We start from the raw sequence: 24022 nt of genomic DNA on the forward strand, positions 1-24022 counted from the left end.
GCCCATGAACATTCATGCTGCCAGCACCACACGGGCGGAAGCCCTCGTGACCACCCGTCTCGACAGCACCGGGGAAACACCGGTTCTGTCGCTGCGCCTGAACGGGGCAATGCCCGGCGCGGACGAGCTGACCGGCGCCGTGCTGCGGGCGCTGGAAGCGGCCTTTGCCGCTGACGGCAGCCTCCACCGGCTGATCCTTGATCCGTCCGGCCTGCCGCTCACCCTCCGCGATCTGCCCTTTGCCCATCCGGTCACGGGCGGGCTGGAGGTGCGCCGTGATGGCTTCTACCAGACAGACATGCTCTGGCTGGGACACAAGCCTGCGGGGCGGCTGCGCACCGGGCTGGTGCCGGGCCCCGATGGCCGCGACCACCCCTTGCGCCCGCCCCATCCGGTGGGCGTGGTCTATGAGCGGTATGACCCGGTGGCCGATCTCACCGTTTCCTTCCGCACCGTGGACATTGACCGGGACCTCGACACCTTCCACCGCTGGATGAACGACGGCCGCGTCGCCTATTTCTGGGAGCTGGCCTGGGAAAAGCCGAAGCTGCGCGACTATCTCGCCGCCTTCGCGGAGCGTCCGCACACCTATCCGCTGATCGGCTGCTTCAACGGCGAGGATGCGGGCTATTTCGAGACCTACTGGGTGCGGGAGGACCGGCTTGGCCCCTTCTATGACAGCGGCCCCTGGGACCGGGCCTGGCACGGGCTGATCGGCGAACGCCGCCATCTCGGCCGGGCCAAGACCGGAGCCTGGCTGCGCGGGCTCATCCACTATCTCTTCCTCGACTGCCCGATGACCGAGAACATCATGGGCGAGCCCCGCGTCGATAACTCCAAGCTTTTGAGCTACGCGCGCGAGGTTGGCTACGAAAAGGTCAAGGAATTCGACTTTCCGCACAAGCGCTCGGCCCTGATGCGCTGCACCCGTGACCGGTTCTTCTCGGAGGTCCGGCTGTGAACGCGCCCTTTGCAGTCTCCACCCCGGCAGACAGCCGGAGCGCCGCAGACGCCCGCTGGCAGGAGGTTTGCCGCGCAGGCCTTGCCAAGATGCTGGACGAGCTGACCTACGAGGAAGTTCTAGCGCCAGAAGCGGAAGGCGGCGGCGAATACGCCCTGCGCCTCAAGTCCGGCATCACCTGGCGCTTTGCCGCCCGCACGGGCGCCTGGGGCAACCTGCTGACAGACAGCCGCACGATCCGCCGCGAACCGGAGGGGGCCATCTCGCCGCTTCAGTTCACGCTGGACGCAAGGGCCGAGCTCGGCATGGCGCCGGAAACCCTCGCCACCTTCCTGCGGGAGCTTTCCAACACCCTGCGGCAGGACATGATCCTGCATCAGAAGACGGAAGGCCTTGATGCGGACCGGCTGCTGAACCTGCCCGTGCATGTGCTGCACGGGCTGCTGGAAGGGCACCCCAAGGCGGTGGCCAACAAGGGGCGCCTGGGCTGGGGCGCGGATGACCTTGCCCGCTATTCGCCGGAGTCTGCCGAGCCTTTCTCCCTGTTCTGGCTGGCAGCCAGCCGGCAGAACTGCCGCATGGGCGGAGAGGGGGATGAAGCGGCCTTTTTGCGCCGTCAGCTCGGCGAAAATGAGACGGCAAAGCTTCTTGCCTGGCTGGCTGAAAAAAGGCTGAGCCTTGAGACCCATACGCTGATCCCGGTGCATCCCTGGCAGTGGGACAACGTGATCCAGCAGGCCTATGTTACGGATCTGGCAGCGGGTGATCTGGTGTTCCTCGGCAGCTTCGGCGGGCGCTATGTAGCAGGCCCCAGCCTGCGCACGCTCACCAGCATCGACCGGCCCGGCTCGGCGGATGTGAAGGTGGCGCTGACCATCCTCAACACCTCCGCCTGGCGCGGTATTCCGGGCAAATACATCGCCATCGGCGCCGCCCTGTCGGACTGGCTGGAAGGCATCGTTGCTTCGGATGATCTGCTGGTCCGGCACGTCACGATCCTGCGCGAGGCGCGCGGCATCTGGTACCGGCATCCGCTCTATGGCCAGATGGAAGATGCACCTTATCAGCACAACGAAACGCTGGGCGTGATCTGGCGCGACAATGCCTCCGGCCGGGTGGGGCCGAACCGCCGTGCCTGCCTTTATGCAGCGCTTCTGCATCCCGATGCAGCAGGGCGGCCACTGGCCGTGGCCCATGCGCGCCGGGCCGGAATGGACTTCGAGGACTGGCTGAAGCGCCTCTTCGAAGTCAGCGTGGTGCCGCTCTACCATATGCTCTGCCGCTTCGGCACGGGCTTCATCGCCCATGGGCAGAACATCACCGTGGTGCTGGAGAGGGACATGCCGGCGGGCATTGCCATCAAGGACCTGCAGGGCGACGTGGATCTGGTCAATGTCGAGTTTCCGGAGCAGGCCGGTCTGCCAGCCGAGGTAAGGGCCGTGCTGCCGTCGAAACCCCCGGCCTATATCGTTCACAACATCCAGACGGCGCATTTCGTCACGGTTCTGCGTTTCTTTTCTGCCCGGCTCGAAGCCTCCGGCGTGCTGCCGGAAGACAGATTCTACCGGCTTCTGGCGGATGTGCTTGCGGCTTACATGGCGGCCTATCCGGAGCTGGCGGAACGGCACAAGATGTTCGATCTGTTCAATCCGGCAATGCCGAGGGTCTGTATCAACAAGGTCCGCTTTGCCATCGGCTATGGCGATGCCGCCCAGCGCCCGATGCCTGCACTGGGAACTGACCTGCGGAACCCGCTGTGCCGGCATTGAAATGTTGCGTTCGCGCAACAGCGCAACTTTTGCAAGGCGCGCGCCTTGGATGAAACTTGAATCTTTAATTCATATATGCAGTTTTAGCGCCAATATCAGGAAGCCAGGCCGCAATGGCCAAGCCACCGCAGACCAGACTTCAACAGCACATGCAACAGGTGGCAGGCCATGCATTTCAAGACACTTGCGCTGACAACGACAGCGCTCATCGCAGCATTTCCGGCACTAGCGCAGGAAGACACCGCACCCAAGGCTGCATCCACCCTCGACAAGATCGTCATCACTGCGGGGCGCAGTGAAAACGAAGTCAGCACACTGGCACAGTCGGTGGTCGTGATCGACCGGGAGCAGATCGAGGACGGTAATTTCGGGTCCACCGATGCCGCCGATCTCATTGCCCGCATGGTTCCAGGCTTCGCTCCGTCAAACCAGACACTTTCCGGTGCTTCGGAAACCTTCCGTGGCCGTGACGTGCTGATCATGGTTGACGGCGTGCCGCGCAACACGCCGCTGCGCGACAATTCCCGTATCCTGTCGATGATTGACCTGAGCACGGTCGAGCGCATTGAGGTCGTCAACGGTGCATCGAGCCTGTACGGCGCGGGCGCGACGGGCGGCACCATCAACTTCATTACCAAGCGTGGCGCGGAAGAGGGCATCCGCACCACCATCACAACGCAGGCAAGCGCCTACACCCAGGACGTGGGCAATTCCATTGCTCCTTCGGTGAGTGCCAACGTTGAAGGCCGCATCCGCCAGTTCGACTATTTCTTCTCCCTCTCCGGCGACATGACACGCAAGGCCTATGATGGGCGCGGCAAGGAGATGGCTTCCGATGCCATGCTCGGCCAGGGCGGTGCAGACCGGACGAAGCAGGGCAACCTCTTCACCGGCCTTGGCTACGAGAACGAAAGCCGCCGTTTTGATCTGAGTTTCGACTGGACTTATCTGGAGCAGAATCCCGACTGGCTCACCAACTACACCACGACGCCGGTGTCTCCAGACTTCCGGTCACCCTATACCGGCGATCCGCTCAAGGAAGATTCCAAGTATCTGACTGGCAAATTTACCGAGAATGATTTCGTGCTCGGCAAGCTGGCGGTTACGGCATTCTACAATTCGATCGAAAAGACGAGCCCGTTCAACACACTCTCTGCTGTCAATTCGATCGTCTATTATTCGGGTAATCCCGCGTCGCCGACGTCACCCTATAATCAGAGCGTACTCAAGAGTGACCGCGCCGGTATCAATGCCACTGTGAACAGCCCGGTTGACTGGTTGCGTCAGGGGGCAAACCTGACATGGGGTCTGGACTACACCTATGACCAGACCACGCAGGAACTGACCGACGGAACCACCGTCATCTCCCCCATGACCCAGAACCAGATCGGTGCCTTTGCCCAGCTGGAATTGCCCGTCACCGACCGCCTGACCCTTCAGGGTGGCGCCAGATTTGATCAGTTTTATCTGGACGTGAAGAATTTCAACCGTCCTGCAGCCGTTCAGTACCGCTCGCCCACGGCCTACACACTCTGGCCTGCCATCAATGTCCGGGGCGGCAGCTTTGAATACAACTCTCCGACCTATAATATCGGCGCCGTATTTGACCTGACGCAGGAAGCTCAGGCCTTCGCCAACTTCTCGCAAGGCTACTCGTTGACGGATATCGGCGGCTTTACCCGCCGTGCAGGCGTCAACAGCACGGGCGAGATCTGCGCCGCCTATGGCGCTCTGGCGCGCGCCTTTGGCTGCTCCGGCACCCCGTCCCTGGCCATCAGCTATGCCTCGATCGCGCCTAAGCCGCAGCTGGTGAACACCTATGAAGGCGGCCTGCGCGGCGACTGGGGCCGCTTCCGCGGCGCGGCGAGCGCGTATGTCTCCACCTCGGATGATGGCGTCTCCTACAACGTGACCACCAATCAGGTCTCTCAGCAGAAGGAGCGGATCTGGGGCGTGGAAGCCAGCGCCGAAGCCGACGTCTGGGACAATGTGACCCTTGGCACCGTCTTCTCCTATGTCGAGGGCAAGTATGACGCCAATGGCAACGGCCGCATCGATGCGGGCGAGTACATGCCGAACAACCGTATCCCGAACAACGTCAAGCTGAATGTCTATGGCGAGGTGAAGTTCATGTACGACATCATGGCCCGCGCCGAAATCGAGCATCTGTCCGGCCGCAAGGAAACAAGCCAGCGCCTGCCGCAGGTCACCCTGCTGCATCTTGGCATGTCGAAGGACATGGGCAAGGCCGGCAAGCTTTCGCTGGGCGTGCGCAACGTGCTCGACACCTATTACGTCAACCCGGTGGCCAGCGCCGTGCGCGGTGCGGAAGTGCCGGGTCTTGGCCGCACGGTGGCCCTGACCTACCGCGTGTCGTTCTGAGCCTGAAGCCTCCCGCAGGTGCTTGCGGGAGGCTTTGCCCCTTGCGGAAAGACCAGTGCCATGCGGGATGCACCAGCGCCCCAAAGCCAGAACACGCCAGCAGAGAAAAGCCGGATCCGTCTTTATGTGACGCTGGCCGGCCTCTATCTGGCGCAAGGCATTCCCACCTACCTGATCGCTGCCGCCCTGCCGCCCGTCCTGCGCGAGCAGGGCGTTTCGCGTACGGCCATCGGGCTTTTCTCGCTTCTGATGCTGCCGCTCGTGGTGAAATTCGCCTGGGCGCCCTTCGTCGACCGGATCCGTCTTTTGCCCATTGGCCACAGGCGCGGCTGGATCGTACCGATGCAGCTTGCCAGCTCCTCCGCGCTTTTCGCCATGGCCTTCATCCAGCCCACGGATGTGGTGGGACTGTTCCTCATCTGCCTGGTCATTTCCGTTGCCATGTCAACGCAGGACATCGCCACCGATGGCTATGCGACACAGAAGCTGACAGAGGCGGACCGGGGCATCGGCAACGCCTGCCAAGGCGGGGCGGTGGCCTTCGGCGTTGTCATTGGCGGCAGCCTGTCGCTGTTCCTGTTCGAGCACTGGGGCTGGCAGCCGGCGCTGCTCTTCGTCGCCACCCTTTCCCTGATCCCGCTCGCCATCACCGCCCTGATGGAAGAGAACGGGGAGCCGTCACAAACGGGCAGCAAAGGCCCGGAGCAGGTGCACCGGCCGTCGCTCCGCGCCTTCTTCCGCCGGCCCGAAGCGGTGCAGATCCTCATCGTCGCGCTGGTGTTCCGGGCCAGCGAGGGCCTCGTCAAGGCGATGGAAGGCTCTTATCTGGTTGACATCAAGCTGCCGCTGTCCTGGATCGGCTATCTGTCGGGGGCTTCGGCGGCAACCGCCGGTCTTCTCGGCTCCGTTGTGGCCGTGGGTCTCATGCGCTGGCAGGGCACCCGCACGGCCCTGATCACGCTGGGCGGCCTCAGAACCATCTGCTTCCTGATGTTCATGGTCCATGCCCTGGGCATTTCGGACAGCATCTACACCGTCATGGGTGCCGCCGGATTCCAGACGCTGATCCGCTACATGGAAATCGTCGTGCTCTATTCGCTGTTCATGTCCGTTGCCTCGAAGGACCAGCCGGGTACGGATTTCACTATTCTCGCCTGCGCCCAGCTGGTGGTCTATCTGGCTGGATCGAGTGCCTCCGGCCTGCTGGCGGACAAGCTCGGCTATGGCACGCTCTTCACCCTTTCCACGGCCCTGTCCGGCCTTGCCGTGCTGCTGACGGCCACATTGCTGCGCCGCAAGCCAGCCCCGCACATGTTTGAGGAAGCCCGCTCATGAACGGCCCCGCCCCCTTGATTGCCTTCACCACGCTTCCCAGCGGCGCCCCGGCAGCGTTGCTGGAAACGCTCGTTGCCGAAATGCTCCGCAACAGCATGGACATCACCCGCCCCACCCCGGCCGAAGTTATGCTGAACCTTGACCCCAACACCGTTGGCCTCACCGTTCATGAGGGCGAAGGGCTGCGCATTACGGTGCAGGCAAACGGGCTGGTTCCCCTGCACCGGCTGAAGCAATGGCTGATGGAGCATATCGAAGAGCTGCAGCCCGGCACGACCGCCGCCTTGCGCTGGTCCGATGATGATCCACGCGACGGCGAGGTGGCCCCGCCTTACTTCCACGAGCTGACGGTCCTGAAAAAGGTGGCGCTCAGCCCTGTCCTGCTCCGCCTCACCTTCAAGGTGGAGGGGATGGAGCGCTTTGGCAGCGACGGGATTCATGTGAAATTGCTGCTGCCGCCGGAAGGCCGCGCCCCTGTCTGGCCGAAGCTTGCCGCCAATGGCGCGCTGATCCTGCCTGAAGGGCCGGACGGGCTGCACATGCGCTACTACACCCTCAAGGAAACCCGCAAGCAGGCCGGCGAAATCGATATCGACGTTGTCCGGCATGCGGGCGGCGCCGTCTCCGACTGGGCCGAGGCCTGCCGCGAGGGCGATGTGATCGGCCTGCTCGGCCCCTCCGGCTTCCAGCATCCGCCGCTCGCAGGCCCGCTGCTGCTTGCCGCCGATGGCACCGGCGCACCGGCCGTGGCCCGCATGATCGAGGCGCTGGCGGCGGACATGGACCGGGAGGGCACCCCCGTTTCCGGTGGCGGGCATGTGATCCTCGGGCTTGGCACGGATGAGGAGGCGCTGGCCTATCTTCCCGCCGTAGAGGCTGCCCGCCTCGGCCTGACCGTTCATGGCCTTGCCCCGGAACGTTTCGATGCGGATCTGGAACAGACCATCCGCACGGTTTTTTCGGGCACAAAGCCTGCCTTTGCCTGGTTTGCGGGCGAACAGCAGACCGCCCAGCGCCTGCGCCCCCTGTTCCGCAAGGACTTCAGCCTCGGCAAGGGCAGCCAGTATGCGATTGCCTATTGGACCAAGGGCAAGACCGGGATGGAGAGGTAAGCATCAGGGGGGCAAGAAGCGTCCTGCTGCCTCTCCCTCGTCATCCCGGACGCAGCGAAGCGGAGATCCGGGACCGGTGAGCCCAGGTCTTTCGGTCAAACCGCGTTGAAACAGCATCCACCCCGGCTCACCGGTCCCGGATCGCGCAGGGCGCGTCCGGGATGACGGCGGAGAGGGTTTTCTTCAGCCCCGGCGGATGCAGCATTCGCCGGGGCTTTGTTACGCCTGGCCGTTGCAGCCGTGTCTCACTCCAGCCCTTCAAACAGCGCCGTGGAGAGATAGCGCTCGGCGAAGGAGGGGATGATGACGACGATCGTCTTGCCGGCCATCCCGTCGCGCTGGCCAACCTTGATGGCGGCCGTCAGCGCCGCGCCGGAGGAAATGCCCACCGGCACGCCCTCGGTACGGGCAACCTCACGGGCCGTGGCAAAGGCTTCGTCATTGGAAACCTTGACCACCTCATCATAGACCGACGTGTCCAGCACGCCCGGCACGAAACCGGCACCAATGCCCTGGATCTTGTGCGGGCCGGGGTTGCCACCGGACAGGACCGGGCTGTCCTCCGGCTCCACCGCCACCACATGCAAGCCCGGCTTGCGGCTCTTCAGCACCTGCGACACGCCGGTGATGGTGCCGCCTGTGCCGATGCCGGAGACGAACACATCCACCTTGCCGTCCGTGTCGTTCCAGATCTCTTCCGCCGTGGTGCGGCGGTGGATCTCCGGGTTGGCCGGGTTCTCGAACTGCTGCGGCATCACCGCGCCGGGGATCTCGCTCACCAGCTCCTGAGCACGGGCGATGGCGCCCTTCATGCCCTTCGGCCCTTCCGTCAGCTCCAGCTCGGCGCCGAGGATCTTGAACATCTTGCGCCGCTCGATGGACATGGTCTCCGGCATGACAAGGATCAGCCGGTAGCCCTTGGCGGCGGCGACGAAGGCCAGCGCAATGCCGGTGTTGCCGGAGGTCGGCTCCACCAGCGTGGTCTTGCCCGGCTGGATCTGACCAGCGGCTTCCATCGCCTCGACCATAGCAACGCCGATACGGTCCTTGACGCTGGAAATCGGGTTGAAGAACTCCAGCTTGCCCAGCAGAGTGGCCTTCACCCCGTGCTTCTCCGCAAGGCGGTCCAGCCGCACAAGCGGCGTGTCGCCGATGGTTTCGGTGATCGAGCTGTAAATCCGGCCGCGGCCCGGCTTCCTGTCGGTCATTGTCATCTCCCGTCCTGGCCCCGGCACCATGATGCGGGGCACCTGTTCTTCTGTCGGAATTCTGATCCTAACCTAGGAACAATTCACGCCGGAATCGAGTGCTCTCATGCTCAAAAGCCTGAGGAATAAGGAAAGTTGTGCCAAAGCGGGGGTGGGGAGTCCCCCCCCCTAACAGGAGAATCGGCTGTACGGCGAGCACTAAATATCCGCTTTTAAAAATTTTTGATTTTGGAAAAAGTTTTATTTATGATTATTAAAATAAAAATTATCAAATTTTATAGACGAGGAAATTATGCCTAAGCTTATCGTCGTTTACGGAACGTCAAACTCTGGAAAAACGAGCTCAGTCGTTCATTTTGTGGAGAACTATCGGAATGTCACCGCCAGTCCATTTCCTGAACTTATCACTTTTCCCATTCAGAAAAACGGAAACTGGTTGCTTGGAGTGGCAAAAGACGGAGATTCAGCTCGTCATGTCCAGAGCGCTGTGGGCTTATTTGCTTCACGTAACTGCGACATTGTTGTTTGCACAACTAAATCAAGGGGCGCATCCGTGAGAGCTCTAAATGCATTTGTGGCTGCAAATCCACACATCACTGTCGTTAGCATTGCATCGTCACCGACGGCAGCGCCTGCTTTACAAGTAGCCGCAAATGCCGCCGTTGCATTGGCGATCGAGCAGAACATTCCTTAAATCGCCTATGGTCGTCTTCCATGACGCCTCTGCTATCCAGCTGTCTTCTCCATGAGCCTATGCCATGCAGCGACACAAAACGGGGATATCGTGCCCCCCTAGCTATTCCTGGAAGCCCAATTTCTAAGGCTTTTGAGCGATGGCGGGCGCTCCCTCCGGGCCCGCGAATCAATCTTGTGCCGCTCTTGGGATGGGCAGGGAGCACGGCCACCAACGCCCTCTCGGGAAGCGGGGGGGGCGCAGCAGCATATTCCGCGCGCCCCCCAAAAAACCCAATCACCCCACCCCAGTCGACCCGAACCCGCCAACGCCGCGCTGGGTGGCATCCAGGATGTTGACTTCGGTCAGGGTGGCTTGCATCGCAGGGGCGATGATCATCTGGGCGATGCGCAACCCGCGGGTGATGGTGAAGGGCTCGTCGCCGTGGTTGATCAGGATGACCTTCACCTCGCCGCGATAATCCGCATCCACCGTGCCGGGGGAGTTGAGGACCGTGATGCCGTTCTTGGCGGCAAGGCCGGAGCGGGGGCGGACCTGGCCTTCGAAGCCGCGCGGGATGGCCATGGCAAGGCCGGTCGGCACCATCGCCCTCTTGCCCGGCTGCAGCACCAGATCTTCGCTCACCGCTGCCATCAGATCAAACCCGGCTGCATCGGCGCTCTGATAGGCGGGCAGCGGCAGGTCTGCGCCATGCTCAAGGCGCAGCAGTTCAACGGTGACGGAAGCAGGAACGGGCATGGCAATTCTCCTTGAAGGAAATACGGCCCTCTTGCTGTCAGCATTGGCGGCCCAGCGCAAGCCTTGCGGCCTGCGGTCAACAGGTCATGCGGCAGGGCGCCGGACGGGGGGCATAGCTGCTGTTTCGTGAGGGTGAACGATCCGTCGCATTCGCGCCTCTTTATCCACGGCGGAAACGTTCCTATTCTCAAGGCAACGAATGATACGCCCTGCTCCGCCATGGAGGGATCACATGTCTGCCACAGGATTTGAACCGCTGTTTCTGGCCCATGGCTCGCCCATGCTGGCGATTGCGGACAGCGCCGCGCACCGGTTTCTGAAGGAACTCGGCCCCAGCCTGCCGCGCCCGCGTGCCATCGTGGTGCTGTCGCCCCACTGGGAGACGGAGGGCCTCCGGGTTTCCGCCCCCGGCCCGCTGCGCACCATCCATGATTTCGGCGGCTTTCCCCGCGCCCTGTTCGAGATCCAGTATCCGGCCAGCGCCCCGGAAGATGTGACCGGCGAGGTGATGGAAAAGCTGAGCGCCGCAGGCATCGAGGCAGAGATCGACCCCACATGGGGGCTGGATCACGGCGCCTGGGTGCCGCTCTCTCTCGCCTATCCGCAGGCGGATATTCCGGTCGTCGCCCTCTCCCTGCCGCTGAGCTACGGCCCGCAGGAGCTGCTGGAGCTGGGCGAGGCACTGAGCGGACTGCAGGACAGCGGCGTGCTGATCATCGCCACCGGCAGCACCACCCATAACCTGCGCCAGCTGATGCCGCAGAACAGCCCGGCCCCCGAATGGGCCACGGCCTTCGATGCCTGGCTGGATCAGGGCCTTCTCACCGGCGACGCAGAACGGATCACGGATCTCGACGCCGCCCCCGGCTACCGGATGGCGCACCCGAGGGAGGAGCACCTTCTGCCTGTGTTCTTCGCGCTCGGTGCTGGCGGCAAGGGCGCCAGGGGCGAGCTGCTTCACCGCACCTACGAATACGGCACCCTGTCCATGTCCTACTACCGGTTCGGAAAAGCGGCGTAAGGGGCAGGTGTTTGCGCTGAAACGGCGATGGGCTTCTGCCGCCTTGCGCCGGGAAGACAAGAAGTTTTCGAGGGTTACCGCTCTGAATGAGGCCTCTCGATTCCCCTCCCCCTTGAGGGGAGGGGGTAGGGGTGGGGGTCTTCACGCAGGAGCGCTTCCTGACTGGCACTCGTCTCTGAACAGAGAGATTTCAATAAAAATACCCTGTATTTTCAGTCTGTTACCCCCACCCCTCACCCCTCCCCTCAAGGGGGAGGGGCGTTGAAGCGCTGTGCCTGGGCAACCAGACTGCGGCTTTCCCCGCCTTGTGCCGGGAGAGCATTCATGCACCCCGGCACAGCCTCTCACCTTGTCATCCCCACGAAGGTGGGGATCCAGTATCCCCGGTCTCTGCCATCATTTCCGCCGGGGATACTAGATCCCGGTCTTGCCGCCACGCGGCAAACCGGGATGACGCGGAGAGTAGTGACCCGCCTCACAGCGCCGCTTCGATTTCCGCAGTGATGGCCTCTGCGGCGCGGCGGGGGTCGGCGGCGCGGCTGATGGGGCGGCCGATGACGAGATAGTCGGACCCGGCGCGGATGGCATCGCCCGGCGTCATCACGCGCTTCTGGTCGCCCTTGTCGCTGCCGGCGGGCCGCACGCCCGGCGTGACGACTACAAGCTCGCCGCCCACAGCCTTCCGCACAAGGCCCGCTTCCAGCGGCGAGCAGACGATGCCGCCCATGCCGACGGCCCGTGCATCCCCGGCGCGCGCCTCGACAAGGCCCGCCACCGGGCCGCGATAACCGGCCGCCAGCAGATCCTCCTCGTCCATGGAGGTCAGAACCGTGACGCCGAGCAGGCAGAGATCCTTGGTATCCGTTTCCTGCAAGGCGGCAACGGCGGCGCGCATGGTGCGCGGATAGGCATGCAGCGTGACGAAGCGCACGCCCATGCGGGCAATGTTGCGCACGGCGCTGGCGATGGTGTTGTCGATGTCGAGCAGCTTCACGTCGAGAAACACCTCGATGCCCTCGCCCGCCAGCTCTTCGGCAAGTTTCAGCCCGCCAGCAAACTGCAGCTCCATGCCGATCTTGTAGACCCCGACGGCGCCCTTCGTCGCCGCAATCAGCGCCCGCGCCTCCTCAACCGTGGGCACATCCAGCGGCAGCATCAGGCGGTGAGTGGCGGACTTGGGGGCAAAGCGGCTGGAGGCGGCCATCCGGGTTTCCTTTCATGGTGGCGTGAGGCGTTGCCGCTTCCTAGCAGGCCCGTTGCAGCAACGCCAGAACCGCGCAACTTCCCGGCTTCGATGATCTGGCAAAGAAGTCTCTGGCCAGATTGCCCATTTGTGTTTCCATGCGTGGCACCGCCTGCTAAAACGGCGCGGTTTCGCCAGGCAGGTAGTAAGGCTGGCCGATGGAAGGATGACAGATGCGCACAGCGGCAATCTCGCGCAACACCAAGGAAACCCGCATTGACGTCGAGATCAATCTTGATGGCACCGGCGCCTATGACGTGGCGACGGGGGTCGGCTTCTTCGACCATATGCTGGAACAGCTTGCGCGCCATTCGCTGATCGACATCAAGGTGCGCGCCGAGGGCGACACTCATATCGACTTCCACCACACGGTGGAGGACACCGGCATCGCGCTGGGGCAGGCCCTGTCTCAGGCGCTGGGGTCCATGTCCGGCATCACCCGCTATGCAGACACCCATCTGGCCATGGACGAGGCGCTGACGCGCTGCGCGCTGGATGTGTCCGGCCGGCCCTTCCTCGTCTGGCAGGTGGAATTCTCCCGTGACAAGGTGGGTGAGTTCGACACCGAACTGTTCGAGGAATTCTTCCGTGCCTTCGCCATGAATGCGGGCATCACCCTTCATATCGCCAATATCTATGGCAGCAACTGCCACCATATCGCAGAAACCTGTTTCAAGGCCGTGGCGCGTTCGCTGCGCAAGGCCATCGAGATCGATCCGCGCCAGGCGGGCCGCGTGCCAACCACCAAGGGCCAGCTTGGCGGCTGAGGAGGCAGGGCAATGAGCACATACATGGTCATGCTGCCGCCGGAGGCGGAGGGGCGCAGCCTGACGCCTGCTATGGCGCAAAGGGCGGTTTTCGTGCGCGACGGTTTCTCCACCCCGGCGCTGGTCTTCACCGGCATCTGGATGCTGGTGCACCGGCTGTGGCTGCCGTTTCTGGCCTATCTCACCCTCTCGCTGGTGCTGGAGCTGATCGCCCAGAATTTCATCCAGTCAGCGCCCGGCGTGGTGGCATTTCTGACCGGTGTTCTCATCGGCCTTGAAAGCGGCAACCTGCGGCGCTGGTCGCTGGAGCGCAAGGGCTGGATCTTCGCCGGTGTTGTCACGGGACAGGACAGAGAAGAGGCCGAGCTGCGCTTCTTCAACGCCTACCGCCCGGCCCAGCGCCCGGTGGAAACACCGGCTGCCCCGCAGCCGCAGGGCTTCGTGCCGCGCTTTGGCCGCGAGCAGGTGATCGGCCTGACGCTGTCCGGCTCCGGATTTGCCGGCTCGGGGTTCACAGGAGAAAGTGCAAGATGACTGTCGCCATCATTGACTATGGCTCGGGCAACCTGCGCTCGGCTGCCAAGGCCTTCGAACGGGCCGCCCGTGATCACGCGAAGGTGCCGGATGTGATCGTCACCTCCGATCCGGAACAGGTGCTGAAGGCAGACCGTATCGTCCTGCCGGGCGTCGGCGCCTTTGCCGATTGCCGCCGGGGACTGGAAGCCGTCGAAGGCATGCGCGAAGCGCTTGAGGAAAGCGTGCGCCGCAAGGCCAAGCCCTTCCTGGGCATCTGCGTCGGCATGCAGCTGATGGCCTCCCGCGGGCTGGAATTCGAAACGGTGGAAGGCCTCGGCTGGATCGACGGCGATGTCACGGCGATGCAGCCGTCTGATCCTTCGCTGAAAATCCCGCACATGGGCTGGAACACGATCAGCGTGCATCCGCAGTCCCACCCCGTGCTGAAGGGTCTGGCCACCGGGCCGGACGGGCTGCATGCCTATTTCGTCCATTCCTTCCATTTCGCCTGCGCCCGCCCGGAAGACCGGCTGGCCACCTTCGACTATGCCGGCACCTTCACCGCAATGGTGGCGCGCGACACGATGGTGGGCACCCAGTTTCACCCGGAGAAGAGCCAGCGGCTTGGCCTTGGCCTCATTGCCAACTTCCTTGACTGGAAGCCCTGAGGCCCGGCTTTCACGCCCGATGCACGACCAAGGCGCGGCAGGCGCCGCAAGAGAGACATTGCCATGATCCTTTTTCCCGCCATCGACCTCAAGGACGGCCAGTGCGTGCGCCTGAAACTGGGCGACATGGACCAGGCCACCGTCTTCAACGACAATCCGGCGGCGCAGGCCAAGGCCTTTGAAGATCAAGGCTTTGAATATCTGCACGTGGTTGACCTCAACGGCGCCTTTGCCGGGGAAAGCGTCAACGGCGCGGCGGTGGAAGCCATTCTTGGCGCAACGAAGAACCCAGTGCAGCTGGGCGGCGGCATCCGCACGCTCGCCCATATCGAAAGCTGGCTGGCCAAGGGCATCACCCGCGTCATCCTCGGCACCGTCGCCGTGCGCGACCCGGAGCTGGTGCGCGAGGCCTGCCGCAAGTTCCCCGGCAAGATCGCCGTCGGCATCGACGCCAAGGGTGGCCATGTGGCGGTGGAAGGCTGGGCGGAAACCTCCGAACTCACCGCCGTGGACCTTGCCCGGCGCTTCGAGGATGCCGGCGTTTCGGCCATCATCTATACGGATATCGACCGGGACGGCGTGCTGAAGGGGCTCAACATCCCCTCGACCCTGGAACTGGCGGCTGCCGTGTCCATTCCCGTCATCGCCTCGGGCGGCCTTGCCTCCATTGAAGACATCAAGCGCCTGCTGCAGCAGGACTGTGCCATCCTGGAAGGCGCCATCTCCGGCCGCGCCCTCTACGACGGCCGCCTCGACCCGGCCGAGGCCATGGCCCTGATCCGGGCGGCAAGGGAAAGCTGAATCAGATGAAGGGGTTGGGACTTTTTGCTTAAGCCTATGAAAAAGCTTGACAAAATCTAAAACTCCCTTATCTTTGAACCAAATGGATTGGGGGTTCCCGGTCGGCGTCAGGCTCTGGAGTAATCCGGGGCCTTTCGCTTTTCAGGCGAAGATTCCGCGCCCCTTCGCACCCAGAGAGGTGCCGCCGATCATCTTTCTGGACAGGATCTCGAAAGCCCGGTTCGGCTGATCCTTGCGGAACACACTGAGGGCCATGGGCCTTGCGGTGAGATCGGCAATCTGCAAGCCAATCGAATTGGATTTCTTGTCGAGAAAGATCGCCTCGAAGCCAGGCATTGGCGTCCGGATCTGGTTGTCTCCGGCAATGATGCGCCGGAAGGCCAGTTCAAGCTCCTGATCCTCCCGGGGCCCGCGTTTCTCGAAGATGAAGAACGTCCGCTTGCCGGTTTCCTGCTTTGCCTTCAGAAACTGATGGATCTTCACGAGACAGATTCCAAGGGCGATGGCGTAGGGATTGTCCGGAAAGAAATCCAGCTTAAGCTCACTTTTCAGAATGGCGCACCCGGCGATCCGGAAGGACGAAGCCTCGATGCAGTCCGACACATCTTGCAGGAAGCTTTCGCGCAGCCTCTGATCAGTGAAAAGCCTGAAATCGCCCTTCTGCTTTCTGATCTCGTGCTCGTGCAGAATGACCGCATCATGGCCGAAGTAGTGGAACTTGATCCGCTGGAAGCGGGGAACGATCTGGCTGCAATAGCTTGATTTTTTGAAGCCACAGAGCGACAAGGCAAAAACTGGAAAGTTCACGTCAATGGACGTCAGCGAATGATCGCCGCTTTCGTCTGCATAGAAGATGTAAGAGCTGTCTGCCTCTGCCATTCAGATTCCATATCTGCGTGGCTATGAAATTGCAAAGGCCCGCGCATGACCCTCAAGGCCCGCATCATTCCCTGTCTCGACGTCAAGGACGGCCGTGTCGTCAAGGGCGTCAACTTTGTTGATCTGGTGGATGCCGGAGACCCGGTGGAGGCGGCCAAGGCCTATGATGCCGCTGGCGCCGACGAGCTGTGCTTCCTCGACATCACCGCCAGCCACGAGGGGCGGGACACGATCTTCGACGTGGTACGGCGCACGGCGGAGGCCTGCTTCATGCCCGTCACCGTCGGCGGCGGCGTGCGCACGGTGGAGGATATCCGCAAGCTGCTGATCGCTGGTGCCGACAAGGTGTCGATCAACACGGCGGCGGTCAACAATCCGGATTTCGTGCGCGAGGCTGCCGAGAAATTCGGGGCCCAGTGCATCGTCGTCTCCATAGACGCCAAGCAGGTGAATGCAGAAGGCGAAGCACCCCGCTTCGAGATCTTCACCCATGGCGGGCGCAACGCCACCGGCATCGATGCCGTGGAATTTGCCCGGAAAGTGGTGGAGCTGGGTGCGGGCGAGCTGCTGGTCACCTCCATGGACCGGGACGGCACCAAGTCCGGCTACAACATTGCCCTGACGCGGGCGATTGCCGATGCGGTGCCGGTGCCGGTGATTGCCTCGGGCGGCGTCGGCACGCTTGATCATCTGGTCGAGGGCGTGCGCGATGGCCATGCGACAGCCGTTCTGGCCGCCTCGATCTTCCACTTCGGCACCTACAGCATCGGTGAGGCAAAAGCCCACATGGCTGCCGCAGGGATACCTATGCGAATGGATACCTGATTTCGGCTGAAATCCGGTGTAAGTTTCACCTGTTACGGGAAAAGACAGCTCTGATGACCGCATTCACTCTCGCCGACCTGGAAGCCATTGTAGCGGCCCGTGCGGCGAGCGACGATGATATGTCCTACACCCGCAAGCTGGTGGGCAAAGGCGTTGGCAAATGCGCCCAGAAACTGGGCGAGGAAGCCGTTGAGGCCGCGATTGCCGCTGTGCAGGGCGACCGGGACGGCCTCAAGGGCGAGGCGGCGGATCTTCTGTATCACCTCATGGTGGTGCTGAAGGTGAGCGGCGTAAGCCTTGACGAGGTCATGGCGGAACTTGCCGCACGCACCGGACAGACCGGTCTTGAGGAAAAAGCCTCACGGCCCGCCAGCTAGAGCATTTCAGCTGGCACCGTTCTGGCGCATCACAAGCGCATCCGGACCAGAAAGGCCCGCATGCAAGCCCTTGGAACAACCGGGACAGAGCCGCCCATGGACCAGACTGTCACCCGCCCCGAGACCATGGACCTGTCGCCGTACAGGGTCTTCACGGAAACCGAATGGTCCCGGCTGCGTGCCGATACGCCCATGACGCTGACCTCTGCCGAGGTGAGCGAGCTGCGGGCGCTGAACGACCCCATTTCCATGGCGCAGGTGGAAAGCATCTATCTGCCGCTATCGCGGCTTCTGGCCTATTACGCCGAAGCGACGCTGATCCTGCATCAGGCGACGAAGCGCTTCCTCGGCGTGGCGGAGAGCAAGACGCCCTTCATCATCGGCGTTGCAGGTTCCGTGGCAGTCGGCAAGTCGACCACCTCGCGCATCCTGCGCGCCCTGCTTGCCCGCTGGCCGGCGAGCCCGAAGGTGGATCTTGTCACCACCGATGGCTTTCTCTTCCCCAATGCCGTGCTGGAAGCGGAAGGCCTGATGCAGCGCAAGGGCTTTCCCGAAAGCTTTGACCGCACCGCGCTTCTGACCTTCCTGTCAGACATCAAGGCAGGCAAGCGCAACGTACGGGCGCCGCTCTATTCCCACTTCTATTACGATGTGATGCCCGGCCACTCGGTCACCATCGACCAGCCGGATATCCTCATCGTCGAGGGCCTGAATGTGCTGCAGACGCGGGAACTGCCCAAGGATGGCCGCGCCGTGCCCTTCGTTTCGGATTTCTTCGACTTCTCGGTCTATATCGACGCGCCGGAGGACATTCTGGAGACCTGGTATGTGGAGCGCTTCATGCACCTGCGCGAGACCGCATTCCGCGATCCCGGCTCCTATTTCCACCGCTACTCCCGGATCACGGACGAAGAAGCACTGGCCACGGCGAAGACCATCTGGACCAATATCAACCTTCTGAACCTCAAGGAAAACATCCTGCCGACGCGCCCGCGTGCCGATCTGATCCTGACCAAGGATGCCAATCACCGGATTTCAAAAGTCGCCCTGCGGCGCATCTGAAATCCGGGCAAAGGCCTGACTGCGCTCACCCCCGTCCGCAGAAGACGTCGTAGAGGCCCGGGCGGGACCACGTGACGTTGTCCCGCTGTCCCTGCAGGACATAGCCGTTCGCTTCATAGCGGAAGCCTGCCCCGCCATTGACGCGCGGCAGCGTGACGGAGACCTGCCCGAACTCGGTCACCATGGCAACGCCCCGGGCGGTATCATAGACGACCTGCAGGTCGATACCGGCGGTGCAGATATAGTTCGTGGTGCTGACATTGCCGACGGGCGCGGGTGGCAGCAACATGCCCGGAGTCTGAAGCTGAGGTTGAGGCTGCACGGGCGGCGCGGGGGTGAAAGCCCCCTGCGGCAGGCCTTGCGGAACCGGCATGGTACTGCCACTCGGCTGTCCGATTACAACGGTCTGCTGCGGCTCGCGGCTGATGTAGATCCCAAGACACTGGCCCACATCGGTCGTCACGAGCCAGGCGTTGGAGATGATGGATTCCTGGTCCAGCACCTGCCCTGGCTCGAGGCGGGCGTAGAACTGCTGGATGCCGGAATAATCGATCCAGAACACATCGATGGGGCCGCCCCGGGCATTGCGGAACAGCATGCGGCCCCGGAAGCCGCCATCCAGTGACCGGATGCCACCAAGTTCAGTGCAAGCCAGATCTCCCGTGCCACCCGCCATGGCCGGGTTGGAGCTGGGATCCACGATCTGGTCCGGCAAGGCGCAAGCTGCCGCGAACAGGCGCACCGCCTTGGCGCTGCCCTTCAGGGAAACCGGCGTGACCGCCCCCTCGACAATCACTTCCAGCACGGACTTGCGCGCCATCACATCCCAGACGGGATCGGTGGCTGCGACGGTAAACTCCGGCAGGGAGCGTCCCTGCGGATTGTTCGCATCGGAACCCGAAGCGTCATAGCTGGTGTAGAATTCTTCCGACTTCAGCGCCACCGAGACCGGGCTGCCCTGCGAAACCGGCGCGGCAGTCTGGGGCACACTGACGGTAATGAATCCGGACTGCGGCGTGCAGCGGGCGGTGAAATCTGCATCTGCACCTTGCGCCGGGCCATGCACGAGCCGCGCCATCGTCGAGCCAAGTTCGGTGCCAGTGACTGTCCATTCCCGTTCAACTGGCGCGGCGGGCAGTACGGGGCTGTCCAGAGGCGGCAACTGACCTTGCGGCTGTGACGGTTCAACAGGCGTCTGTGCCTGAGTTTGTTCCTGAGCCTGGGGCTGGACCGGCGCCTGCGGCGGCATTTGAACCTGCGGCTGGGTCTGGGTTTGGGGCGCTTGCGCCGCAGGAGCCGTTGCGACGGGTGCCTGCGTGCTCTGGTTCTGAGCTGGCTGCGAGGAGGATGAGCCCGAGGGGCTGGCCGGCGCCGGGGTGACGCCCGCACCGCCGACGACCCGCGGACGGCCGGTAACGTCCTTCTTCACGTCAACCGTCACCGCGCCGCCGGAGGCACAGATATCGGCACTCTCGCGCAGGACGCGGCTGTTCTCGAGCGTGATTTCAAGCTCGACCTGACAACTGACCGTGGAGGGATCGACGGCACCGGTGACAGTCTCGACCACAGCACCTTCAATGCCACGGGAGATAATCGGGCGGTAACGCTTGTTGACCAGAATGGAGCGGATGCCCGGCTCGGCTGGGACGACCTGCACCCGGATCTGCTCCGGCAGACTTTGGGCGAAGACAGGCTGCGCAGGTAACGTGGCCGCCAGAAGCGTCAGAAGTCCGGCCGTCACGCCCCGCGCACCGCCGCTGAACACCCACCCCATGTCGTCCCTCATCTTCATGCGTTTGCACACGTCCGGGACAAGCCCGGCGCGAGCCGCTTTTAGCCTTGCCGGGCCACTCACGGCAATATCGCAAACACTTGGGGCGGGATTTTGCTCACGCGAGACCCGCGCCCAAAGCGCTGGAAGTGCCCCAGCGCTATCAATTGCATCTGGTGCGAGGCTGACGGCCCGGCTTCTGCCACGGCTCTGGGACGCTGACGCATCATGCCTTAAGGTTGCTCATGCGCCGTGAAGGCCTGATCAGACCTCAATAGCCACCTTCGTTGAGGTCCGGTATTTAGCGCGGCGCGCGCTTGGCCAGAATCCGCTGAAGCGTGCGCCGGTGCATGTTGAGCCGGCGTGCCGTTTCCGAAACGTTACGCTCGCACATTTCGTAGACGCGCTGGATATGCTCCCAGCGGACACGGTCAGCGGACATGGGGTTCTCCGGCGGCATTGCCTTCTCATCGCCCTCACGGGTCAGCGCGGCAAAGACCTCATCCGCATCGGCAGGCTTGGAGAGATAGTCGATGGCGCCGAGCTTCACCGCCGTCACCGCCGTGGCGATGTTACCATAGCCCGTGAGGATGACTGCGCGGGCGTCGGGGCGGCTCTCGCGGATCGCCTCGATCACATCCAGGCCGCTGCCATCTTCGAGACGCATATCGACCACGGCGAAAGCTGGCGCACGGACGCCCACCTTGGCGATTGCCTCTCGCACGCTTTCCGCTGTTTCCACTTCGAAACCGCGCTTTTCCATGGCCCGGGCAAGGCGCTGGTTGAAGGCCTTGTCGTCATCAACAAGCAGAAGGCTTTTGTCTTCCGCCTCAATCTTGCGAAGCTCTGTGTCACTCATGGGTGCCGTCCTGCATTTACAGACGTGATCAGCTCCGCTGCCAGCATGGTGTCTGGCCGCTCACGGAGCCCCTCGCTCGTGAATAGTGTCCTTTATATGGCCAGAAACCGCGGCCGGGTCCATATCCGAGCCGCCCTCAATGCTGCTGCGGGGCCAGGAAATACGCACGACAGCCCCGGTTTCGGGGGCAGGGCGGTTCTCCAGCATCAGCCGCGCACCGGTCCGTTCAAGCAGGGTTTTCGCAATGAAAAAGCCAAGTCCGAGGCCTCCCCCGGTCTGGGAACGGGAGGCCCGGGAGGAAATGTAAGGTTCGCCGATCCGCGACAATACGTCCGGGGTAAAGCCGGGCCCGTCATCGCGGATCTCGATCCTGACGGTCCTCTGATCCCATGCGGTTTTGACCTGAACGGCAGACGCAGCAAAATCCACTGCGTTTTCAAGGAGGTTGCCGAGGCCATAGCGAATGGCCGGATTGCGCACGCCCACCGGCTCCGGCTCCTTGCCGGCAAAGTCCACATTGATGCTGATGCCGAAGCCGCGGTGGGGCTCCACCACTTCCTCGATCAGCTGCGACATGGGCATGCGCTGGAACAGCTGGTCCTTGTCGCTCGACAGGGTGGTCAGCTGGCGCAGGATATCACGGCAGCGCTCCGCCTGCGCACGGATCAGAACCACATCCTCGCGGCGCTGGTCCCCCTCGTCAAATTCCCGCGAGAGTTCCTTGGCCGTCAGAAAAATCGTTGCCAGAGGCGTGCCCAGCTCGTGGGCGGCGGCGGCGGCAAGGCCATCGAGGGCATTGAGATGCTGTTCTCGCGCCAGAACCAGCTCGCTGGCGGCCAGCGCATCGGCCAGCTGGCGTGCTTCCACCGCAACGCGGAAAGCATAGACGGCCATGAAGGCGAGAGAACAGACAAGCGCCATCCAGATACCGACCGAATACACATCCGGCAGCGAGAAGACATGAGGCTCCGGCCAGGGCAGCGGCAAATGGATGAAGGCCAGCAGCGTGGCGCAGACCGTCACCAGCAGGCCCAGCATCAGCGTCAGGCGGCCCGAAAGGCCGGTGGCCGACACCATCACCGGCGCCAGCAGCAGGAAGGCGAAGGGATTGCCTAGGCCGCCGGTGAGGAACAAGAGGCCGCTCATCTGCAGGATGTCATAGGCCAGCTGCCCGGCCGCCGCCCAGTCCGGCAGGCGTTTGGCGGAAGGCGAGCGGATCTTCAGGAAGACATTGAGCCAAGCCGAACAGGCGACCAGCGCAAAGGCGGGCGCGGAGGGCACCGGATAGCCCAGCCCCAGCTGCACCACGAGCAGGGCCACGGTCTGGCCCGCAACCGCCAGCCAGCGCAGGCGCACCAGCGTATCCAGGCTGAGCCTGCGGTGGGAAAGGATGAAACCGGATTCAACTGGATCGTTCATGGCAACTAACTGGGCCGAAATCCGTGCCGTGGCAAGCCCTCTCCCTCTGTGTCCACTCACCGCAGTATGCCCAGGCCTCTTGTGTGAACAGGTGCTCGCGTGCTAGCCAGCCTCTCCAGATGGTGTTCTGCGACCGATGAGCGGGCACCGGCTTGCCGCTTGATGGTCCGGAGCATTGTGCCGGGCCTGAAACTGAAAGACGGATACGAGACAGATGACGGACATCAACGAAGGTGGCGCCGCGGCGCAGGGCAGCGATGCACAGGGTGGCGAAGCACCGGGCCTCAGCATCCTGGCGCAGTACATCAAGGACCTGTCCTTCGAGAACCCGAACGCACCGCGCTCGCTGCAGCAGGGCGAACAGCCAAAGCTCGACATCTCGGTGAACGTCAGCGCCCAGCCGGTCGCCGATGGTCATTTCGATGTGGTCCTGTCGCTGAGCGCCAAGGCCGAGCGCCCGAACATGGTCATGTTCAACGTGGAGCTGGTCTACGGCGGCCTGTTCCGCATCAACGGTGTGCCGAACGAGCACCTGCACCCCTTCGTCATGATCGAGTGCCCGCGCATGCTCTTCCCGTTTGCGCGCCAGATCCTGGCCGATGCGACACGCAACGGCGGCTTCCCGCCGCTGATGCTGGACCCGATCGACTTCGCCCAGCTCTACCGCCAGAACATGGCCAACCAGGAAGCGGCTCCGGTTCCGAACTGATCCGGACAGCCATTTCCGGCAAGACTTCAGGCCGCAGCCCATCCGGGCTGCGGTCTTTGCTTTTCAGGTGTCAGCGTTCCTCTTCCAGCAGCTCCGCCCAGGTCTTCGGATGATCGCCGTTGAGCGGATTGGCGGGAGAGCGGCGGTAGTTGATGGTCTCGAAACGCATGGCCAGCGTGTCGATCATCAGCAGCCTCCCGGTCAGGCCGGAGCCGATGCCGGTGATCTCCTTGATGGCTTCCAGCGCCTGCAATGTTCCGGCAAGGCCAGTCAGCGCCCCCAGAACGCCGGCCTCGGCGCAGGTCGGCAGATGCCCTTCCGCCGGGCGCTTCGGGAAGAGGCAGCGGTAGGTCGGATTGGGTGTGCCGTCTGCGCCGGTTTCATGGGGTTTCAGCAGGGTGATGGTCGTGTCGAAGCGCCCCACGGCAGCGGTGACCAGCGGCTTGCGGGCAAAGAAGCAGGCATCCGACACCAGATAGCGGGTGGCGAAATTGTCCGAACCGTCGATGACGAGATCATAGCGCTGGATCAGCTGCATGGCGTTGTGGCCCGCAAGCCGCACCGGATGCGGCTCCACGGTCACATTGGGGTTGAGCCGGGCAATCGCTTCGGCAGCGCTTGACACCTTCGGCTCGCCCAGATGCTCCGTGTCGTGAATTACCTGCCGCTGCAGGTTGGACAGCGATACCGTATCATCATCGACGATGCCCAGCGTCCCCACGCCGGCCGCCGCCAGATATTGCAGCACCGGTGCGCCGAGCCCGCCCGCGCCGATGACGAGAACACGCGCGGCCTTCAGCTTCTGCTGACCCGGCCCGCCCACCTCCTTCAGCACGATGTGACGGGCATAGCGCTCCAGCTCTGCGGGAGAAAACATGACGGTTCCTGTCTGTATCTGAAAGGCCT

Annotated in this window: 23 protein-coding genes; 15 read left to right on the plus strand and 8 right to left on the minus strand. The window is 63.1% G+C overall.

Translation table 11 applies throughout. The features are described from left to right. Positions 1-4 precede the first annotated feature (4 nt). The 5 genes from V6L75_RS06330 (at position 5) to V6L75_RS06350 (ending at position 7559) form a co-directional block, all read left to right on the plus strand. Positions 5-961: a GNAT family N-acetyltransferase gene (locus V6L75_RS06330; protein ID WP_334250674.1), complete on the plus strand. Its 957-nt coding sequence runs from the start codon at positions 5-7 to the stop codon at positions 959-961. Continuing rightward, on the plus strand, positions 958-2730 hold the full coding sequence (locus tag V6L75_RS06335; RefSeq protein ID WP_334250675.1) for an IucA/IucC family protein: 1773 nt from the start codon (positions 958-960) through the stop codon (positions 2728-2730). The genes V6L75_RS06330 and V6L75_RS06335 overlap by 4 nt, the downstream gene beginning before the upstream one ends. A 168-nt stretch (positions 2731-2898) precedes the next feature. Further along, on the plus strand, positions 2899-5112 hold the full coding sequence (locus V6L75_RS06340; protein WP_334250676.1) for a TonB-dependent receptor: 2214 nt from the start codon (positions 2899-2901) through the stop codon (positions 5110-5112). Positions 5113-5172: 60 nt separating this feature from the next. Beyond that, positions 5173-6447, plus strand: coding sequence for a RhtX/FptX family siderophore transporter (locus V6L75_RS06345; protein ID WP_334250677.1), 1275 nt, complete (start codon positions 5173-5175; stop codon positions 6445-6447). Continuing rightward, entirely contained in the window at positions 6444-7559 is a 1116-nt protein-coding gene (locus tag V6L75_RS06350; protein ID WP_334250678.1) for a siderophore-interacting protein, read from the plus strand. Before V6L75_RS06345 ends, V6L75_RS06350 begins: the two co-directional genes overlap by 4 nt. Positions 7560-7804: 245 nt before the next feature. On the opposite strand, the gene cysK is transcribed toward V6L75_RS06350, so the two are convergent. Next, positions 7805-8767 (minus strand): cysteine synthase A, encoded by a 963-nt coding sequence (cysK, locus tag V6L75_RS06355; protein WP_334250679.1) that lies wholly within the window; start codon positions 8765-8767, stop codon positions 7805-7807. 292 nt (positions 8768-9059) lie between these two features. On the opposite strand from cysK, the gene V6L75_RS06360 reads away from it, so the two are divergent. Beyond that, a complete protein-coding gene (locus tag V6L75_RS06360; protein WP_334250680.1) occupies positions 9060-9461 on the plus strand; it encodes a hypothetical protein in 402 nt (133 codons plus the stop codon). Between the two features lie 276 nt (positions 9462-9737). Here V6L75_RS06360 and dut read toward each other — a convergent pair whose 3' ends face one another. Continuing rightward, positions 9738-10199 (minus strand): dUTP diphosphatase, encoded by a 462-nt coding sequence (gene dut, locus V6L75_RS06365; RefSeq protein ID WP_334250681.1) that lies wholly within the window; start codon positions 10197-10199, stop codon positions 9738-9740. Positions 10200-10431: 232 nt separating this feature from the next. Between dut and V6L75_RS06370 the strand changes: the two genes are divergently transcribed. After that, positions 10432-11220: a dioxygenase family protein gene (locus tag V6L75_RS06370; RefSeq protein WP_334250682.1), complete on the plus strand. Its 789-nt coding sequence runs from the start codon at positions 10432-10434 to the stop codon at positions 11218-11220. Positions 11221-11695: 475 nt separating this feature from the next. On the opposite strand, the gene pyrF is transcribed toward V6L75_RS06370, so the two are convergent. Then, on the minus strand, positions 11696-12424 hold the full coding sequence (gene pyrF, locus V6L75_RS06375; protein ID WP_334250683.1) for an orotidine-5'-phosphate decarboxylase: 729 nt from the start codon (positions 12422-12424) through the stop codon (positions 11696-11698). A 212-nt stretch (positions 12425-12636) separates the two neighbouring features. Between pyrF and hisB the strand changes: the two genes are divergently transcribed. The 4 genes from hisB (at position 12637) to hisA (ending at position 15215) form a co-directional block, all read left to right on the plus strand. Next, a complete protein-coding gene (gene hisB / locus V6L75_RS06380) occupies positions 12637-13230 on the plus strand; it encodes an imidazoleglycerol-phosphate dehydratase HisB (RefSeq protein WP_334250684.1) in 594 nt (197 codons plus the stop codon). Positions 13231-13242: 12 nt separating this feature from the next. Further along, a complete protein-coding gene (locus tag V6L75_RS06385; RefSeq protein WP_334250685.1) occupies positions 13243-13764 on the plus strand; it encodes a DUF2628 domain-containing protein in 522 nt (173 codons plus the stop codon). Continuing rightward, positions 13761-14414, plus strand: a complete 654-nt coding sequence (gene hisH / locus V6L75_RS06390; RefSeq protein WP_334250686.1) for an imidazole glycerol phosphate synthase subunit HisH — start codon at positions 13761-13763, stop codon at positions 14412-14414. The genes V6L75_RS06385 and hisH overlap by 4 nt, the downstream gene beginning before the upstream one ends. A 63-nt stretch (positions 14415-14477) precedes the next feature. Continuing rightward, on the plus strand, positions 14478-15215 hold the full coding sequence (gene hisA / locus V6L75_RS06395) for a 1-(5-phosphoribosyl)-5-[(5-phosphoribosylamino)methylideneamino]imidazole-4-carboxamide isomerase (protein ID WP_334250687.1): 738 nt from the start codon (positions 14478-14480) through the stop codon (positions 15213-15215). A 141-nt stretch (positions 15216-15356) separates the two neighbouring features. On the opposite strand, the gene V6L75_RS06400 is transcribed toward hisA, so the two are convergent. Further along, complete coding sequence (locus V6L75_RS06400) at positions 15357-16094, minus strand: DUF3800 domain-containing protein (RefSeq protein WP_334250688.1); 738 nt, start codon at positions 16092-16094, stop codon at positions 15357-15359. A gap of 45 nt (positions 16095-16139) precedes the next feature. Between V6L75_RS06400 and hisF the strand changes: the two genes are divergently transcribed. The 3 genes from hisF to coaA all read left to right on the plus strand — a co-directional run bounded on the left by hisF (position 16140) and on the right by coaA (position 18358). Then, the gene (gene hisF / locus V6L75_RS06405) at positions 16140-16919 is read left to right on the plus strand and encodes an imidazole glycerol phosphate synthase subunit HisF (protein WP_334250689.1); all 780 of its coding nucleotides are present in this window, start codon (positions 16140-16142) and stop codon (positions 16917-16919) included. Positions 16920-16972: 53 nt separating this feature from the next. Then, the gene (locus tag V6L75_RS06410) at positions 16973-17296 is read left to right on the plus strand and encodes a phosphoribosyl-ATP diphosphatase (RefSeq protein WP_334250690.1); all 324 of its coding nucleotides are present in this window, start codon (positions 16973-16975) and stop codon (positions 17294-17296) included. A gap of 96 nt (positions 17297-17392) precedes the next feature. Beyond that, the gene (coaA, locus tag V6L75_RS06415) at positions 17393-18358 is read left to right on the plus strand and encodes a type I pantothenate kinase (RefSeq protein WP_334250691.1); all 966 of its coding nucleotides are present in this window, start codon (positions 17393-17395) and stop codon (positions 18356-18358) included. A gap of 25 nt (positions 18359-18383) precedes the next feature. Here coaA and V6L75_RS06420 read toward each other — a convergent pair whose 3' ends face one another. The 3 genes from V6L75_RS06420 to V6L75_RS06430 all read right to left on the minus strand — a co-directional run bounded on the left by V6L75_RS06420 (position 18384) and on the right by V6L75_RS06430 (position 22407). Beyond that, positions 18384-20150: a hypothetical protein gene (locus V6L75_RS06420; protein ID WP_334250692.1), complete on the minus strand. Its 1767-nt coding sequence runs from the start codon at positions 20148-20150 to the stop codon at positions 18384-18386. 280 nt (positions 20151-20430) lie between these two features. Continuing rightward, positions 20431-20988, minus strand: coding sequence for an ActR/PrrA/RegA family redox response regulator transcription factor (locus V6L75_RS06425; protein WP_334250693.1), 558 nt, complete (start codon positions 20986-20988; stop codon positions 20431-20433). A 60-nt stretch (positions 20989-21048) separates the two neighbouring features. Further along, complete coding sequence (locus V6L75_RS06430; protein WP_334250694.1) at positions 21049-22407, minus strand: ActS/PrrB/RegB family redox-sensitive histidine kinase; 1359 nt, start codon at positions 22405-22407, stop codon at positions 21049-21051. Positions 22408-22621: 214 nt separating this feature from the next. Between V6L75_RS06430 and secB the strand changes: the two genes are divergently transcribed. Beyond that, complete coding sequence (secB, locus tag V6L75_RS06435; RefSeq protein WP_050473564.1) at positions 22622-23116, plus strand: protein-export chaperone SecB; 495 nt, start codon at positions 22622-22624, stop codon at positions 23114-23116. Positions 23117-23186: 70 nt separating this feature from the next. Here secB and V6L75_RS06440 read toward each other — a convergent pair whose 3' ends face one another. Then, the gene (locus V6L75_RS06440) at positions 23187-23993 is read right to left on the minus strand and encodes a HesA/MoeB/ThiF family protein (RefSeq protein WP_334250695.1); all 807 of its coding nucleotides are present in this window, start codon (positions 23991-23993) and stop codon (positions 23187-23189) included. Positions 23994-24022: the final 29 nt, after the last annotated feature.

It is taken from the genome of Pannonibacter anstelovis, from assembly GCF_036881715.1.
Classification (GTDB): domain Bacteria; phylum Pseudomonadota; class Alphaproteobacteria; order Rhizobiales; family Stappiaceae; genus Pannonibacter; species Pannonibacter anstelovis.

What these genes read in the sequence shown, in the direction of transcription:
- V6L75_RS06330 (WP_334250674.1), top strand. Translation starts at nt 5, where the DNA reads ATGAACATTCATGCTGCCAGCACCACACGGGCGGAAGCCCTCGTGACC.
- V6L75_RS06340 (WP_334250676.1), top strand. Translation starts at nt 2,899, where the DNA reads ATGCATTTCAAGACACTTGCGCTGACAACGACAGCGCTCATCGCAGCA.
- V6L75_RS06345 (WP_334250677.1), top strand. Translation starts at nt 5,173, where the DNA reads ATGCGGGATGCACCAGCGCCCCAAAGCCAGAACACGCCAGCAGAGAAA.
- V6L75_RS06350 (WP_334250678.1), top strand. Translation starts at nt 6,444, where the DNA reads ATGAACGGCCCCGCCCCCTTGATTGCCTTCACCACGCTTCCCAGCGGC.
- cysK (WP_334250679.1), bottom strand. Translation starts at nt 8,767, where the DNA reads ATGACCGACAGGAAGCCGGGCCGCGGCCGGATTTACAGCTCGATCACC.
- V6L75_RS06360 (WP_334250680.1), top strand. Translation starts at nt 9,060, where the DNA reads ATGCCTAAGCTTATCGTCGTTTACGGAACGTCAAACTCTGGAAAAACG.
- dut (WP_334250681.1), bottom strand. Translation starts at nt 10,199, where the DNA reads ATGCCCGTTCCTGCTTCCGTCACCGTTGAACTGCTGCGCCTTGAGCAT.
- V6L75_RS06370 (WP_334250682.1), top strand. Translation starts at nt 10,432, where the DNA reads ATGTCTGCCACAGGATTTGAACCGCTGTTTCTGGCCCATGGCTCGCCC.
- pyrF (WP_334250683.1), bottom strand. Translation starts at nt 12,424, where the DNA reads ATGGCCGCCTCCAGCCGCTTTGCCCCCAAGTCCGCCACTCACCGCCTG.
- hisB (WP_334250684.1), top strand. Translation starts at nt 12,637, where the DNA reads ATGCGCACAGCGGCAATCTCGCGCAACACCAAGGAAACCCGCATTGAC.
- V6L75_RS06385 (WP_334250685.1), top strand. Translation starts at nt 13,243, where the DNA reads ATGAGCACATACATGGTCATGCTGCCGCCGGAGGCGGAGGGGCGCAGC.
- hisH (WP_334250686.1), top strand. Translation starts at nt 13,761, where the DNA reads ATGACTGTCGCCATCATTGACTATGGCTCGGGCAACCTGCGCTCGGCT.
- hisA (WP_334250687.1), top strand. Translation starts at nt 14,478, where the DNA reads ATGATCCTTTTTCCCGCCATCGACCTCAAGGACGGCCAGTGCGTGCGC.
- V6L75_RS06400 (WP_334250688.1), bottom strand. Translation starts at nt 16,094, where the DNA reads ATGGCAGAGGCAGACAGCTCTTACATCTTCTATGCAGACGAAAGCGGC.
- hisF (WP_334250689.1), top strand. Translation starts at nt 16,140, where the DNA reads ATGACCCTCAAGGCCCGCATCATTCCCTGTCTCGACGTCAAGGACGGC.
- V6L75_RS06410 (WP_334250690.1), top strand. Translation starts at nt 16,973, where the DNA reads ATGACCGCATTCACTCTCGCCGACCTGGAAGCCATTGTAGCGGCCCGT.
- coaA (WP_334250691.1), top strand. Translation starts at nt 17,393, where the DNA reads ATGGACCAGACTGTCACCCGCCCCGAGACCATGGACCTGTCGCCGTAC.
- V6L75_RS06420 (WP_334250692.1), bottom strand. Translation starts at nt 20,150, where the DNA reads ATGAAGATGAGGGACGACATGGGGTGGGTGTTCAGCGGCGGTGCGCGG.
- V6L75_RS06425 (WP_334250693.1), bottom strand. Translation starts at nt 20,988, where the DNA reads ATGAGTGACACAGAGCTTCGCAAGATTGAGGCGGAAGACAAAAGCCTT.
- V6L75_RS06430 (WP_334250694.1), bottom strand. Translation starts at nt 22,407, where the DNA reads ATGAACGATCCAGTTGAATCCGGTTTCATCCTTTCCCACCGCAGGCTC.
- secB (WP_050473564.1), top strand. Translation starts at nt 22,622, where the DNA reads ATGACGGACATCAACGAAGGTGGCGCCGCGGCGCAGGGCAGCGATGCA.
- V6L75_RS06440 (WP_334250695.1), bottom strand. Translation starts at nt 23,993, where the DNA reads ATGTTTTCTCCCGCAGAGCTGGAGCGCTATGCCCGTCACATCGTGCTG.